Annotated in this window: 13 protein-coding genes; 10 read left to right on the top strand and 3 right to left on the bottom strand. The window is 71.2% G+C overall.

What is annotated here, in order from left to right; genetic code table 11:
- Positions 1 to 120 precede the first annotated feature (120 nt).
- The 4 genes from ACFW5B_RS20780 to ACFW5B_RS20765 all read left to right on the top strand — a co-directional run bounded on the left by ACFW5B_RS20780 (position 121) and on the right by ACFW5B_RS20765 (position 4,197).
- Positions 121 to 1,227: a sugar kinase gene (locus ACFW5B_RS20780; RefSeq protein WP_386441507.1), complete on the top strand. Its 1,107-nt coding sequence runs from the start codon at positions 121 to 123 to the stop codon at positions 1,225 to 1,227.
- Between the two features lie 99 nt (positions 1,228 to 1,326).
- Positions 1,327 to 2,106 carry an IclR family transcriptional regulator gene (locus ACFW5B_RS20775; RefSeq protein WP_386441365.1) on the top strand — a complete coding sequence of 260 codons (780 nt, stop codon included), beginning with the start codon at positions 1,327 to 1,329 and terminating at the stop codon, positions 2,104 to 2,106.
- 5 nt (positions 2,107 to 2,111) lie between these two features.
- On the top strand, positions 2,112 to 2,522 hold the full coding sequence (locus ACFW5B_RS20770) for a RidA family protein (RefSeq protein ID WP_386441362.1): 411 nt from the start codon (positions 2,112 to 2,114) through the stop codon (positions 2,520 to 2,522).
- Positions 2,523 to 2,682: 160 nt separating this feature from the next.
- Positions 2,683 to 4,197, top strand: a complete 1,515-nt coding sequence (locus ACFW5B_RS20765) for a GntP family permease (protein ID WP_386441360.1) — start codon at positions 2,683 to 2,685, stop codon at positions 4,195 to 4,197.
- Here the strand turns inward: ACFW5B_RS20765 and ACFW5B_RS20760 are convergent.
- Positions 4,181 to 4,687: an ATP-binding protein gene (locus tag ACFW5B_RS20760; RefSeq protein WP_386441358.1), complete on the bottom strand. Its 507-nt coding sequence runs from the start codon at positions 4,685 to 4,687 to the stop codon at positions 4,181 to 4,183. The two genes, ACFW5B_RS20765 and ACFW5B_RS20760, sit on opposite strands and share 17 nt — an antisense overlap.
- 19 nt (positions 4,688 to 4,706) lie before the next feature.
- Here ACFW5B_RS20760 and ACFW5B_RS20755 point away from each other — a divergent pair, with 19 nt between their 5' ends.
- Complete coding sequence (locus tag ACFW5B_RS20755; RefSeq protein ID WP_386441355.1) at positions 4,707 to 4,898, top strand: hypothetical protein; 192 nt, start codon at positions 4,707 to 4,709, stop codon at positions 4,896 to 4,898.
- Between the two features lie 10 nt (positions 4,899 to 4,908).
- Entirely contained in the window at positions 4,909 to 5,100 is a 192-nt protein-coding gene (locus tag ACFW5B_RS20750) for a hypothetical protein (protein ID WP_386441352.1), read from the top strand.
- 71 nt (positions 5,101 to 5,171) lie between these two features.
- On the opposite strand, the gene ACFW5B_RS20745 is transcribed toward ACFW5B_RS20750, so the two are convergent.
- On the bottom strand, positions 5,172 to 6,521 hold the full coding sequence (locus ACFW5B_RS20745; protein WP_386441349.1) for a M14 family metallopeptidase: 1,350 nt from the start codon (positions 6,519 to 6,521) through the stop codon (positions 5,172 to 5,174).
- Positions 6,522 to 6,768: 247 nt separating this feature from the next.
- Here ACFW5B_RS20745 and ACFW5B_RS20740 point away from each other — a divergent pair, with 247 nt between their 5' ends.
- A complete protein-coding gene (locus tag ACFW5B_RS20740) occupies positions 6,769 to 7,644 on the top strand; it encodes a trypsin-like peptidase domain-containing protein (protein ID WP_386441346.1) in 876 nt (291 codons plus the stop codon).
- A gap of 84 nt (positions 7,645 to 7,728) precedes the next feature.
- On the opposite strand, the gene ACFW5B_RS20735 is transcribed toward ACFW5B_RS20740, so the two are convergent.
- Positions 7,729 to 8,787 (bottom strand): chitinase, encoded by a 1,059-nt coding sequence (locus ACFW5B_RS20735; RefSeq protein ID WP_386441343.1) that lies wholly within the window; start codon positions 8,785 to 8,787, stop codon positions 7,729 to 7,731.
- A gap of 378 nt (positions 8,788 to 9,165) precedes the next feature.
- Between ACFW5B_RS20735 and ACFW5B_RS20730 the strand changes: the two genes are divergently transcribed.
- From ACFW5B_RS20730 to ACFW5B_RS20720, 3 genes are all read left to right on the top strand, one after another.
- The gene (locus ACFW5B_RS20730; RefSeq protein ID WP_386441340.1) at positions 9,166 to 10,713 is read left to right on the top strand and encodes a hypothetical protein; all 1,548 of its coding nucleotides are present in this window, start codon (positions 9,166 to 9,168) and stop codon (positions 10,711 to 10,713) included.
- Between the two features lie 157 nt (positions 10,714 to 10,870).
- Positions 10,871 to 11,587 carry a Flp pilus assembly protein CpaB gene (gene cpaB, locus ACFW5B_RS20725; protein ID WP_386441337.1) on the top strand — a complete coding sequence of 239 codons (717 nt, stop codon included), beginning with the start codon at positions 10,871 to 10,873 and terminating at the stop codon, positions 11,585 to 11,587.
- Between the two features lie 13 nt (positions 11,588 to 11,600).
- Entirely contained in the window at positions 11,601 to 13,058 is a 1,458-nt protein-coding gene (locus ACFW5B_RS20720; protein ID WP_386441334.1) for a CpaE family protein, read from the top strand.
- The last annotated feature ends 50 nt before the right edge of the window (positions 13,059 to 13,108 follow it).

The raw sequence follows: 13,108 nt of genomic DNA, 5'->3' as shown, positions 1-13,108 counted from the left end.
GGCACGCCCCGCAGCGAAGGAGCGGAACCGATCGTGATCCAGCCCTCGGACGCCGGCGGCACCACCGGTCCGGACGGCGCGCCCGTCCCGGACGTCGATGTCGTCTGCCTCGGTGAGTCCATGGTCACCTTCCTGCCGCGTCATCCCGGGCGGCTCGCCGATGTCCCTTCCTTCGACCGCGCCATCGGCGGCGCCGAGTCCAACGTCGCCTGCACCCTCGCCCGCGCCGGTCACACCACCCGCTGGATCTCCCGGGTCGGCGCCGACGGCTTCGGCGACCACCTCCTTGACGCCATCGCCGGCTGCGGCGTCGACGTCCGCCACGTCCGGCGCGACCCGCAGCGCCCCACCGGCGTCTACTTCCGCACCGCCGGCGACCGCGCCACCGACGGCCATGAAGTCGCCTACTACCGCGCCGGTTCCGCCGCCTCCGCCATGACGGCGGCCGATGTGGACCCGGCCGCCCTCCGCGCCGGCCGCATCCTGCATCTGTCCGGTATCACGGCGGCGCTGTCCGCGGACTGCCTCGCCCTGCTGCGGGAGCTGACCACCCGCCGCCCCGGGCGCCCGCTCCTCTCCTTCGACGTCAACCACCGCCCGGGGCTGTGGCCGGACGCCGCGCGGGCACGGGTGCTGCTCGACCTCGCGCGCGGCGCGGACCTGGTGTTCGTGGGCGAGGACGAGGCCCGGGACGCCTGGGGCCTGCACGGCCCGCAAGCCATCAGCCGGGCGCTGCCGGAGCCGCACACCCTGGTCGTCAAGCAGGGCAGGACGGGGGCCACCGTGTTCCGGCGTACGGGGGAGCCGGGGGGCCGCCGCGACGAGCCCACCGGCAGCGCCGGCTTCGTCCACCGCGACGACGCCACGGACTTCCCTCGTACGGGGGAGCCGGACGACCGCCGCGACGCCTCCGCCACCACCACCTTCGTCCCCGCCCTCGACGTCGACCTGGTGGCGGCCACCGGAGCCGGCGACGCCTTCGCCGCCGGCTTCCTCTCCGCCATCCTGCGCGGTCTGCCCGACCGCGCCCGGCTCCGGCACGGCCATCTCTGGGCCGCCGCCGCCCTCACCGTCCCCGGCGACCTCGCCACCCCGCCGGGCCGGCCGTACGCCGACCGCCTGGCCGCCCTGGAGGACCCGGCCTGGGAGAGACTGCACCTCGCTCCCGGCTGGACCGACGCCGACGCATCCGGCCGCAGGGCCCATGAGGAGGTAACCACTCAGTGAACGAGCGACGCGAGAGAACCCCCGCGAGGTGTGCCCCGGCTGACGACGGGACAGAACGAAGCGAGGCACCCGCATGAGCGAGCGAAGCGAGGTTCCGGCATGAGTCAGACCGTCGACCGGGCGCTGAGCATCCTGCCGCTGCTCGCCGAGGGGCCCGCCGACCTGGGCCAGGTCGCCGACCGGCTCGGCGTCCACAAGTCCACCGCCCTGCGGCTGCTGCGCACCCTCCACGAACACGGCTTCGTCTACCGGCAGTCCGACCAGCGCTACCGCCTCGGCGCCCGGCTCTTCGCCCTCGCCCAGCAGGCCGTCGAGAGCCTCGACGTACGCGAGATCGCCCACCCCCACCTCGTCGAACTCAACGAGAAGTGCGGACACACCGTCCACCTCGCGGTCCACGAGGAGAACGAGGTCCTCTACATCGACAAGGTCGAGAGCCGCTACCCGGTCCGGATGTACTCCCGGATCGGCAAACCCGTCGCCATCACCGTCGCCGCGGTCGCCAAGCTGCTCCTCGCCGACCTTCCCGAACCCGAGCGCCGCGCCCTCGCCGAGAAGCTCGACTACCCCCGCTACACGCCCCGTTCAACCCCTGACGCCACGGCGTTCCTCGCCGAACTGGCCACCGTCCGCGAACAGGGCTGGGCCACCGACCTCGGTGGCCACGAGGAGTCCATCAACTGCGTCGCGGCCCCCGTCCGCGGCGCCGACGGCCGCCTGGTCGCCGCCATGTCCGTCTCCGCGCCGAATGTCGTCGTCAGCGCCGACGAACTCCTCCGGCTGCTCCCGCTGGTCCGCCGCACCGCCGACGCCATCAGCCGGGAGTACTCCGGAACCGCCGTCCCCCCGTCAGCCACCGGCCCCCGACAGGAAGCCTGAACACCATGACCGAGAAGACCGCGCTCACCCCGGCCACCCACACCACCCCGCCCGCGAGGTTCTCCCACGGCGTCAGGAAGGGCAACGTCCTCCAGGTCGCGGGCCAGGTCGGCTTCCTGCCCGCGGTCGAGGGCCAGGCCCCCACCCCGGCCGGCCCCACCCTGCGCGAACAGACCCTCCAGACCCTCGCCAACGTCAAGGCCGTCCTCGAAGAGGGAGGCGCCAGTTGGGACGACGCGATGATGATCCGCGTCTACCTCACCGATGTGGCGCACTTCGCCGAGATGAACGAGATCTACAACGCCTACTTCGAGGAGCAGGGCCTCAAGGAGGCCCCCGCCGCCCGCACCACCGTCTACGTCGGTCTGCCCCAGGGCCTCCTCATCGAGATCGACGCCCTCGCCGTCCTGAGCTGAGCCGCCCGCTGTGCCGTTAGTGATCCGACTGGTGAGCCGACCACTGTGCCGTTAGAACGTCCGCACCATCCGCCGCACGGCAGGGCACCCCGCACCGACGGGGCGCCCTGCCGCGGTCCCCCCTGCCCGGAAAGCCGCTGTCTGCCAACGGAGTTCACCCATGCACCTCGCTGCCACGACCGCCGCCCCCGCTCCACCGGCGCCACTCCCCACCGGTGGCCTGCTCGCCCTGATACCGGGCACCGCGGGCCTGCTGACGGTCGCCGTCCTGGGTATCGCCCTGCTCCTCGTCCTGATCATCAAGGTCCGGTTGCAGCCGTTCGTGGCGCTGTTGACCGTCTCCCTCGCGGTGGGCCTGGCCGCCGGGCTCTCGGTCACCGAACTCTTCGGCACGGTCCAGAAGTCCGACGCCGTCTCGCTGATCGAGACCGGGATGGGCGGCGTCCTCGGACACGTCGCCATCATCATCGGACTGGGCACCATGCTCGGCGCGATCCTCGAAGTCTCCGGCGGCGCCGAGGTGTTGAGCTCCCGGCTGCGTCACCTCTTCGGCGAACGGCGCGAACCCCTCGCCATGGGCCTGACCGGCCTGATCTTCGGCATACCGGTCTTCTTCGACGTCGGCATCTTCGTCCTCGCTCCGATCGTCTACGCGGCGGCGAAGAGGTCCGGCAAGTCGATCCTCCTCTACTGCATGCCGCTCCTCGCCGGCCTGTCCATGACCCACGCCTTCCTGCCGCCGCACCCCGGCCCGGTCGCCGCCGCCGGCCTCTTCACGGTCGACCTGGGCTGGATCATCCTCATGGGCCTGGTCTGCGGCATCCCCGCGGTGCTCGCCGCCTGGGGCTACGCGACCTGGATCGGCAGGCGGCTCTTCGTCCCCGTCCCCCAGGACATGGTCGATGCGGCGGACGAGGCCAAGGCGGCGGTCACCGCGGAGAAGGCCGCGGCCGGCGACACGTCCGACGAGGCGCCGGTCTCCCTGGGCGCCGCGTCCGACGAGAAGCCGGTCTCCCTCGCCACCGTCCTCACCATCATCGGCACCCCGCTGCTCCTCATCCTCCTGGCGACCTTCTCCTCCATCGCCCTGGCCCCCTCGCCCGGCCGCTCGGTGATCGAGTTCTTCGGCCACCCCTTCGTCGCCCTGACGCTCGCCCTGCTGCTCTCGTACTACCTGCTGGGCCTCCGCCGCGGCTGGTCCCGCAAGTCCCTGGAGACGGTCTCCACCGCCTCGCTCAAGCCGGTCGGCAACATCATCCTGGTCGTCGGCGCCGGCGGCGTCTTCGGCGCCGTCCTCAAGGGCAGCGGCGTCGCCACCGCCCTCTCCGACACCTTCCACCACGTCGGCCTCCCCGTCATCGTCCTCGCCTACCTCCTCTCCCTCGTCCTCCGCGTGGCCCAGGGCTCGGCCACGGTCGCCATCGTCACCACGGCCGGCATCGTCGTCCCCCTCGTGGAGGGCCAGGGCATGCCGCAGGCCCATCTGGCCCTGATCATCATGGCGATCTCGGCGGGGTCGATCTTCGCCTCGCATGTGAACGACGGGGGCTTCTGGATGGTGAGCAAGTACTTCGGCATCTCGGAACGGGACACCCTGAAGTCGTGGACGGTGCTGGAGTCGGTGCTGTCGGTGGTGGGGTTCGCGGTGGCGGGGGTGGTCAGCCTCTTCGTATAGCGCTGGTGCCCCGCTGTACGTGGCGGAGCCGGGCGCCCGGCAGCACGGCCCACAACCGCGTCCCGTCGCCAGGCTCCGGCGACTCCCCGAATCCCCACTCACCGTCACAGGCATGCATCACACAGGCCAGCAGCAGGAGCAGCGACCGCCGCCTGCCGTCGCAGGCCGCGGCGAGCCGGCGGTGGGTATGGCGGGGGTGCCCGTCGTAGAGGCTGATGCGCAGCGCGTCGTCGCGATAGCGCAGCGACAGGTAGACACTGTCGGACGGCGTGAACAGGCAGGCGCAGGCGGCGAGTTCGCCGATCACCTGGGGCGCGGCGGCGGTCACGTCGTACAGGCCGTGCGCCTCCAGGATCGTGCGGGTGGCAGAGCGCGCGACGGCGGGACTCGCGAGCGCGGCGGGCAGCGTGAGGCTGTAGGCCAGGTTTTCCGGTACGCGGGGTGTGCGGGTGTCGAGCGGGTGTGGGCAGACGGTCACGGCTGCGTGCATGTTGCTCTAGGGAGGTCGCATGACAGACATCAACTGGGAAGAGCCCTACTGCGGCGAAGGAAACAACTGTTTCCGCATAGGCACCGATGATCAGGGCAACGCCTACATCGCGGTGGCAGGTGCCGAGAACGCGTACGTCACCGACACGCACGAAGCCCTCCGCACTCTCATCCGCGAGATAAAGGCCGGCAAGGCTGACCACCTGCTCTAGGAGAGTCGCCATGCGAGACATCCGCTGGGAAGAGCCGTTCTGCGCCGAAGGCTCGGCGTGTTTCCGTCTCGGTACTGACGAAGACGGCAACGCCTACATCGCCGTAGCCGGGGCTGAGGACGCCTACGTGACCGACACCCACGACGCCCTCCGCACACTCATCCGTGACATCAAGGCGGGCAAGGCCGACCATCTGCTGTAGCCCCCGTGCACGCGAAAGGGGCACCCGAAGCCTCGATCCGGGCCGGGCGCCCCTCTCTCATAGCCGGGCGGTCAGCTCCCCTTGCAGTACTGCCCCTCCTTGCCGATCGCCCGGTACGGACAGTCGGCGATCTCCAGGAACTGCAGCACCGCTTCCCGGTTCCGTGACGTCTCCTTCGGGATCACCGAATCCTTCGGGTAGAAGCCGCCGGCGCCCGCGGAGGACGGGTACATCTCAAAGGTGTAGGCGAAGATCTTCTGGTCGCCCCACAGCCAGTCGTCGATCGCGCCGTCCGTGATGTACAGGTCGCTGGACTGCTCGGGCGTGTAGCCGTTGGTGGCGGCCATGTTCTTGCCGATGGTGGCGAAGGCGTCGTGGTCGTCCTGGGTCATGCCGGGGCCGGTGTCGTCGTTGGTGAAGCCGAAGGGCCAGAGGACCAGTTCGCTGTAGGTGTGGAAGTCGATGGCGGCCTTGATCTGCTGTTTGCCGCCGACGTTGCGGCTCTTGACGAACTTCGAGACGGCCTGGACCTCGGGGGCGGAGGCGGCCGAGGCGCCGCGGTAGGTCTCGTCGGCCGGATCGGTCGACGAGCCGTCGCAGCAGCCCCACTTGAAGTCCCAGTTGCGGTTGAGGTCGGTGCCGACCTCGTCGGTTCCGGTGTTGGGCTGGCGGTTCTTGCGCCAGCTGCGGAAGTCGCCGGAGGCGATGTCGTACTCGCCGCCGTCCGGATTCAGATCCGGGATGATCCAGATCTCCCGGGAGTCGAGCATCTTGGTGACGCGGGCGTCGCTGCCGTACTTCGAGGTGAACTCGTTGAGGAGGTAGAGGGCCATCTCGACCGTGAGGTGTTCCCGGGCGTGCTGGTGGGCGGTGAAGAGGACCTCGGGTTCCTTCTCGTCCTTGGTGACGTTCTTGCTGAGTTTGAGGGCGAGCATGTTGCGGCCCTCATGAGAGGTGCCGATGACCTGCTTGCTCAGGATGTCCGGGTACTTGGCGACGAGGGCGTCGATCTCCTTCGTGGCCTCGTCGTAGGTGTGGTAGTTCGTGTAGCCGGCCGGGAAGTCCTTGCCGCGGGGCTTGTGGGGGGAGGGGGCCGCGGTCGGCGGGGCCGGCAACCGGCGCAGGGTGTGGCCGAGTTGGCGCACGGCGGCGGCCTGGGCGCGGGTCGCGGTGATGACGACGGCGCGGGCGTGGACCTCGTCGATGCTGACGCCGGTCGCGGCGAGGGCGGTGCGCTCCGCGCGGGTGGCGGGGCCGGTCACCTCGTACTGGCGGGGGACTTCGGTGCTTTGGGCGGCACCCGCGGCGGAACCCGGAGGTGGGGCGTCCTGCGCCTGGGCGGCGGCGATCGGGGCGGCGAGCGCGAGGGAGAGGAGTGCGGCGAGGACGGTGGTGCGTCCGCCGCGGAGATGTGGTCGCATGCGGTCTCCTGTGGGGTGTGAGGCGAAGCGACGGCGCCAGTTTTGGACGATGTCATGGCCGGGACAAGGGGTTTGACGGTCATTTGTGGGGTGCGCGGGAATCGGTCACCGGAAGTGGCGAATCCCTCAACTTCGCCCCGAGGGGCGGAAATTGATTGCCAGGCGGTGTCGAGTCGCCAACAATGCGCACGACAAAGCCGAAGTTCCCCGCAAGGACTTCGGTGACAGACGCTGAGAGGACCCCCACATGAACCGACCTCTCGTCGGCACCCTGGCCACGGCCGTCATGGGCGCCGCAACCCTGCTGGGCACCGTCGGAACGGCACACGCCGCGCCGCAGGACGGCGTCCAGCACCCCGCCCGGCACAAGACCAAGGCGGTGGACTTCGCCGGCAGTGTCGCGCTGAACAACTGCTCCGGCTCGATCGTCCGGATGCCCGGATCGAAGCCGGGTGACCCGGCACTGGTGATGTCCAACGGCCACTGCGTGGAAGGCGATATGCCCGGCGCCGGCGATGTCCTCGTCGACAAGCCGTCCAGCCGCAGCTTCACCCTGCTGGACAAGTCGGCCGGCAAGCTGGGCACGATCAAGGCCACCAAGCTCGCCTACGCCACGATGACCGACACCGATGTCTCGTTCTACGAGACCGGGTCGACCTATGCCGAGATCGAGAAGAAGTACAAGGTCAAGCCGCTGGAGATGGCCACCGAGCACCCGGCCAAGGGCGCGAAGATCAGCATCGTCTCCGGCTACTGGAAGAAGATCTACTCCTGCGGCATCGACGGATTCGCCTCGACGCTCAAGGAGGGCGAGTGGACCTGGAAGGACTCGGTCCGCTACACCCCGGAGTGCCAGATCATCGGCGGTACGTCCGGCTCGCCGGTGGTCGACACCGCGACCGGCAAGGTCACGGCCGTCAACAACACCAGCAACGAGAGCGGCGAGGAGTGCACCCTCAACAACCCCTGTGAGGTGGACAAGGACGGCAAGACCACGGTGCACAAGGGCATCGGCTACGCCCAGGAGACGTACCAGATACCCAAGTGCTTCGGCGACGGCAACAAGCTGGACCTGAACGCCGAGGGCTGTGTGCTGCCGAAGCCGAAGGCCACCCGCCACTGAGCTGAGGCAGGAGCCGCGCCCCAGGTCCCGTGCACGCGGTGCGCGGGACCTGGGGCGCGGTCACGTGGTGCGGGCGGGGCGGTGCTACGGGAGGCCGTGGACGTGGCCGCCCACCTGGGTCGCGAAGGCGTTGCCGTTGGCCGCGTCCCAGTTGGTGGACCAGGTCATCGCGCCACGCAGCCCCGGGTAGGTCTTGGCGGGCTTGAAGGAGCCGCAGTTGCTGCCCCGGGTGAGGCAGTCCAGGGCGGCGTTGACGACGGACGGGGCGGCATAACCGCCGCCGGCCGCACGGGCGGAGGCCGGCACCCCGATCCCCACCTGGGACGGGGCGAGCCCGCCCGCCAGCTGGATACAGGCGAGCGCGGTCAGGAACTCGACCGTGCCCTGGGCGTAGACCTTGCCGTCGCAGCCGTTCATCGAACCGCTGTTGTAGTACTGCATGTTGACCGCGGTCAGGAAGTCCTTGATGCCGAGCGCCGTCTTGAAGTACTCGTTCTGCGGTGACTGCATATCGATGGTCTGCGGGGCCATGGTCACCACGACATCGGCGTGCCGTTCGTGCACGGCCTTGAGCGCCTGCGTCATATAGGCCGAGTTGAGGCCGTTCTCCAGGTCGATGTCGACGCCGTTGAAGCCGTACTCGTCCATCAGGCCGCTGACCGAGTCGGCGAAGTTCTTCGCGGAGGCGGCGTCGTTGACGGACACCGCGCCCCGCTCGCCGCCGACGGAGAGGATCACCGACTTGCCGGCCGCCTGCTTCGCCTTGATATCTGCCTTGAATGCGTCGGTGGAGGCATAGCCGACGGCCGGGTCGAGCCGGAAGGCGACGGCGCCGGGCTGCCCGGTGGCCTCGGCGAACGAGACCGCGATGATGTCGTAGGCGTCGTCGACGTCCTTGAGTTTCTGCACGGTGGCGCCGTTGTCGAAGTTCTGCCAGTAGCCGGTGAGGGCGTGGCGGGGGATGGCGGTGGCCCCAATGGTGGGTGCGGGGTGCTTCACGGGCGGCGGCTGGGTCGGCTGTGATGCCTGCGTCGACCGCGAGGCCTGCGACGGCTGTGATGTCTGCGACGCCTGGGCGGTGCCCGTGCCGGTGAGACCGGCCGACGCCAGGACCGCCGCGGTGAGTCCGGCCGGCAGGCTCACCGCCCCCCTGCTCCATCGTCCGGACGTCGTCCCGGTCTTCGGTCTTCCTGATCGTGCGCGAACCACGACTGCCTCCGAGTGGGGGGAAGTTGGGGGTGTGCGGATGCGTGTTCAGGGGCCCGGGGTGTGCCGTACACAACGTGGTCCAGACCAATAGCTCTGTCAAGAGTCCGGGCAGGGGCGGATGTTCCCCTACGGGACCCTTGGCCGGTATCCGCCATTTCCCTGCGGGGTGATGGTCATGACGAGTAGCCCAGAACGTGTTCTCTGGGACGTATCTCTGTGGATAAAGTGCTGAGCGAATGGCGCCGATGGCGCAGAGCTGTGCCGATCCGCGGTCCCGGGACCCCCGGCGGCCGGAGGGAGTGGGGGAGCGACGTGCCGACCGCGATTGCAGTCACCAGCCCGGACCTCGCGCTGCCCTCCCCCGAGCTCTCAACTCCGTTCGAGCAGGGCGGTGCCCCCTTCAACCGGCAGACCCCCGCCGCCGTCGTCCTCCAGGCGCCGCATCTCCAACCGCTGGACGACGCCCTGACGGAGACCAGCGCGGTACTGGAACACCACGGCCATCTCATCGTGCTGTACTCCGCCGCCTGCCCGCCGGAACACATCCGCCGGTTGCACACCCTGCGCGCCGTCCTGGAGAGCGACCGGATCGCGATCGTGCCGCTGTCCCTGCCGCCGCTGGGGGTCGCTTTACTGGCCCGTCAGCTGCGGCAGTTGTCGTTGTGCGACTTCAGCCCCGGTGTCCTGGCCAGCGCGGCCCGGCTGCTGACCCACTACATCCACGCCGGTGCCCTGCTGGGCAGTGTCAGCGGCCTGGACCGGGTCGAGGTCGATCTGCGGGCCCATATGAAGTCCTGGCTGCCGGGCGCGCACTTCGCGGTGCTGGCCCATCCCCAGCCGCAGTTGCTGCATCTGGAGCGGCACAGCACCGAGGCCGGACTGCCGGCGCCCGGATTCGCCACCCAGCTGGCGGTCGCCCGCGGTCAGCTCACCTCGGAGTGGGTGACCGGTGCGCTCGCCCCGGCCTGGCAGGTGCAGGGCGTGTACGAGGCCCGGCTGCCCGCCGAGTCCGCCCGCTGGTGGGGCACGCAGAAGCTCATCGAGTTCGCGGCGGCCATCCCGGATGTGGCGGTTCTCCAGCAGCTGGTGGCCTCCGTACGCCGTGAGGAGTGCGGCTGGTGCGGCCGGGAAGTCCTCGGCGAACGCTGTGCGTTCTGCGCGTCGCCGCTGGCCAGGGGACGGGCGACGGGGGGTGGCGGCCCGGGGCGTGGGCCGGCGGCCATAGGCGGGGCGTCATTCCGGCAGGTGGGGGGCGCTGCTACGGCTTTGACCGAGGCTCCTGGGTCCTCTTCCGGTGCCGCTCCGGCTCTGGCTGCTCCGGCTCCGGCTGCTCCGGCCTCGGCTGTCCCCCCGGCCTCGGCCGTTCCCGCGGCCCCTGCCCCGTCACCCGCCCAGGCCCCGCCACCGTCAGCGTCCCCCACCCCTGCGCCGAACACCCCCGCGCCCAATGCCTCCGCCACCCCCGCCCTCTCCCCGCCCCCGGCCGCTCAGCCCCCCTCCCCATGGGAGGACCGCGCGTTCTCGCCGCTGGCGCCGTCGGGCGGGGCCGGTGCCCCCGTCGCACCCGGTGTGGTGGGCGTATGGGGCGGCCGCCCCGCCGGTCGTGGTGAACCCGGGCACCTGGACGTACGCGGACCGGATCTCACGGCGGGCGGTCTGCCGGTACCGGGCAACCCGTACGGGTCCGGGCGGCCGGTGCCGGGTAACCCCTACGCGTCCGACACCCCCCACGCGCCCGGCCAGTGGGACCTGCCCGGCCACCCCGACTTCGCAGCCCACCCCGATGCCGCCGGTCAGCCGGATCTCTCCGGTCGCCCGGACGTTCCCGGCACCCCGCGGACGGTGGCCCGCGTGCGCTGAGCCCGACCGGGCCGCCCCGGCCCCGCCCCACCGGCCGCCGTCCCCGTCGTCCGCCCGCGGACGGTCCCACCCGAAGGCGTCCCCGACCACCCACCCGTCACCGTCCACACCCTGACCGCCCGCCCCTCCTCCCCGTCCCGATCGAGGTCCCTCCCCCATGAACTCACGCCAGCGCCGCGGAGTGATCCTGCTGCTCCTGTCGGTTCTCTGTGCGGTCGGCGCGTTCGTCGGCGTGCTGTCGGTGATCAAGAACGTCGAGTCCAAGGTCGGCCCGGAGAAGACGGCCTACCGGCTCAAATCCGATGTCGCGGCCTATAAGGAGCTGAATCCCGGGCAGTTCGAAAAGGTGCAGATGCCGCAGCGATGGCTGCCGCCGACCGCCGTGACCGATCTGGACCAGGTCAGCGGCAAGATCGCGGTGACCCCGCTGAAGAAGGGGTCGCTGCTCCAGGACGACATGATCGTCGAGCGGCCCGCGCTGAAGGCCGGGCAGCAGGAGATCGCCATCATGATCGACGCCGCCACCGGGGTGGCCGGCAAGATCAACCCCGGTGCCCGGGTGAACATCTACGCCACTTTCGAGGGCAAGCGCCCCGAGGACAAGCCGGTCTCCAAGGTCATCGTCGCGGGCGCCCAGGTCATCGACGTCGGCAAGCTGACGCCGCTGGAGGCCAAGGACCCCGGCGACACCACCGCCGCCCGGCAGGCCGGTGAGGCCGTCCCGATCACCTTCGCGCTGAACACCCAGGACGCCCAACGGGTCGCGTACGCCGAGTCGTTCGCCTCCCACGTACGGCTAGCCCTGCTGGCCCCCGGCAGCGAGACCGCCATCCCGCCCGGCCAGCGCAGCTACACCCTCGACGGCGACAAGTGACCCGGAGCCTCAGGTGACCATCCGCATCCTCCCGGCCATCGGTGACCCGGACGCCGCACGCGCCGTGTCCTCGCTGCTCAGCCAGCTGCCGGACGCCGAACCCGCGCCCGCGGTCGCCGACTCCGCGGCGCTGCTCCACGCGCTGGCCGGCGCCGCCGCCCAGGGGGCCGCCGCGCCGGCCGGGGGTGCCCCGCCCGCCGCGGGCCAGCCGCCCGCCGTGGAAGCGCTCCCCGAGGTCGTGCTCGTGCACGAGCGGATCGGGCCGACACCGGCGCTGGAGCTGATCCGTGAGGTGGCGCTGCGCTTCCCCGCGGTCGGCGTCGTGCTGATCACCACGGACGCCGGGCCCGCGCTGTTCTCCGCGGCGATGGACGCCGGCGCCCGCGGCATCGTTGGAATGCCGCTCGGCTACGACGAGTTGGCCGCCCGGGTGCAGTCCGCCGCCCAGTGGGCGACGGGCGTACGGGTTCACCTAGGGGGCGGCCCGGAGACGGCCCCGGGGCCGGCCGGCACGCTGGTGACCGTGACCGGCGCCAAGGGCGGGGTCGGCACCACCGTCACCGCGGTGCAGCTGGCGCTGGCGGCGCGGGCCGCGGGCCGCAGCGTCGCGCTGGTCGACCTGGATCTCCAGTCCGGCGACGTGGCCTCCTATCTGGACGTGCAGTTCCGCCGCTCGGTCGTCGACCTGGCGGGCATTCAGGACATCTCCGTACGGGTTCTCCAGGACGCGGTGCACGACCACCACACCGGCCTCGGCCTGCTGCTGGCCCCCGAGGAGGGGGAGCGCGGTGAGGAGGTCGACGACCGGGCCGCCCGGCAGATCATCGGCGCGCTGCGCTCCCGCTACGAAGTGGTGCTGGTCGACTGCGGCTCCCAGATGCAGTCCGCCAATGCCGCGGCCGTCGAACTCGCCGATCTGGCGCTGCTGGTGGCCACCCCGGACGTGGTCGCCGTACGGGCCGCCAAGCGGCAGGTCCGGCTGTGGGACCGGCTGCAGATCCGGAAGGCGGAGGACACCACGACGGTGGTCAACCGCCTCACCCGCAACACCGAGATCCAGCCGCCGCTGGTCGCCAAGGCCACCGGCACCCAGGTCGCCCGGACCCATGTGCCGGCCGCGTTCAAGGAGCTCCAGCCCTGTGTCGACGCGGGCCGGATGCAGGATCTGGACAACCGGTCCACGGTCAAGCAGGCGTTGTGCGCGCTGGCCGGCGAACTCGGCCTGGTCGACTCGCCGTCCGTACGGCAGGGCCGCGGCAGCCACCGGGCCCGCCCCACCCTGACCGGGCGCAAGCGCAAGGCCATAACGCCCGGGGCGGCTCCCGCATCCGGGGGAATTCCGGGCCAGGCATCAGGGGCGGCCTCCGGGGCGGGCCCGGGCTCCGGCTCCCGGTTCGGCGCCCGGCGCGGCCCCGCGGCGGCGGGCGGCCAGGGGGCGTTCGACCCGTCCGGCCCGTACGGGGAGGGCTGAGCGGTGCGGCGGGCGGCGCATCCCCGGCGCCCGCGGGGCGGCGACGACCG

Origin of the sequence: Streptomyces sp. NPDC058773 (assembly GCF_042746015.1) — a bacterium.
Taxonomy (GTDB): domain Bacteria; phylum Actinomycetota; class Actinomycetes; order Streptomycetales; family Streptomycetaceae; genus Streptomyces.
The sequence above is the reverse complement of the archived record's forward strand: the minus strand, read 5'-3'. Positions and strand labels throughout refer to the sequence as shown.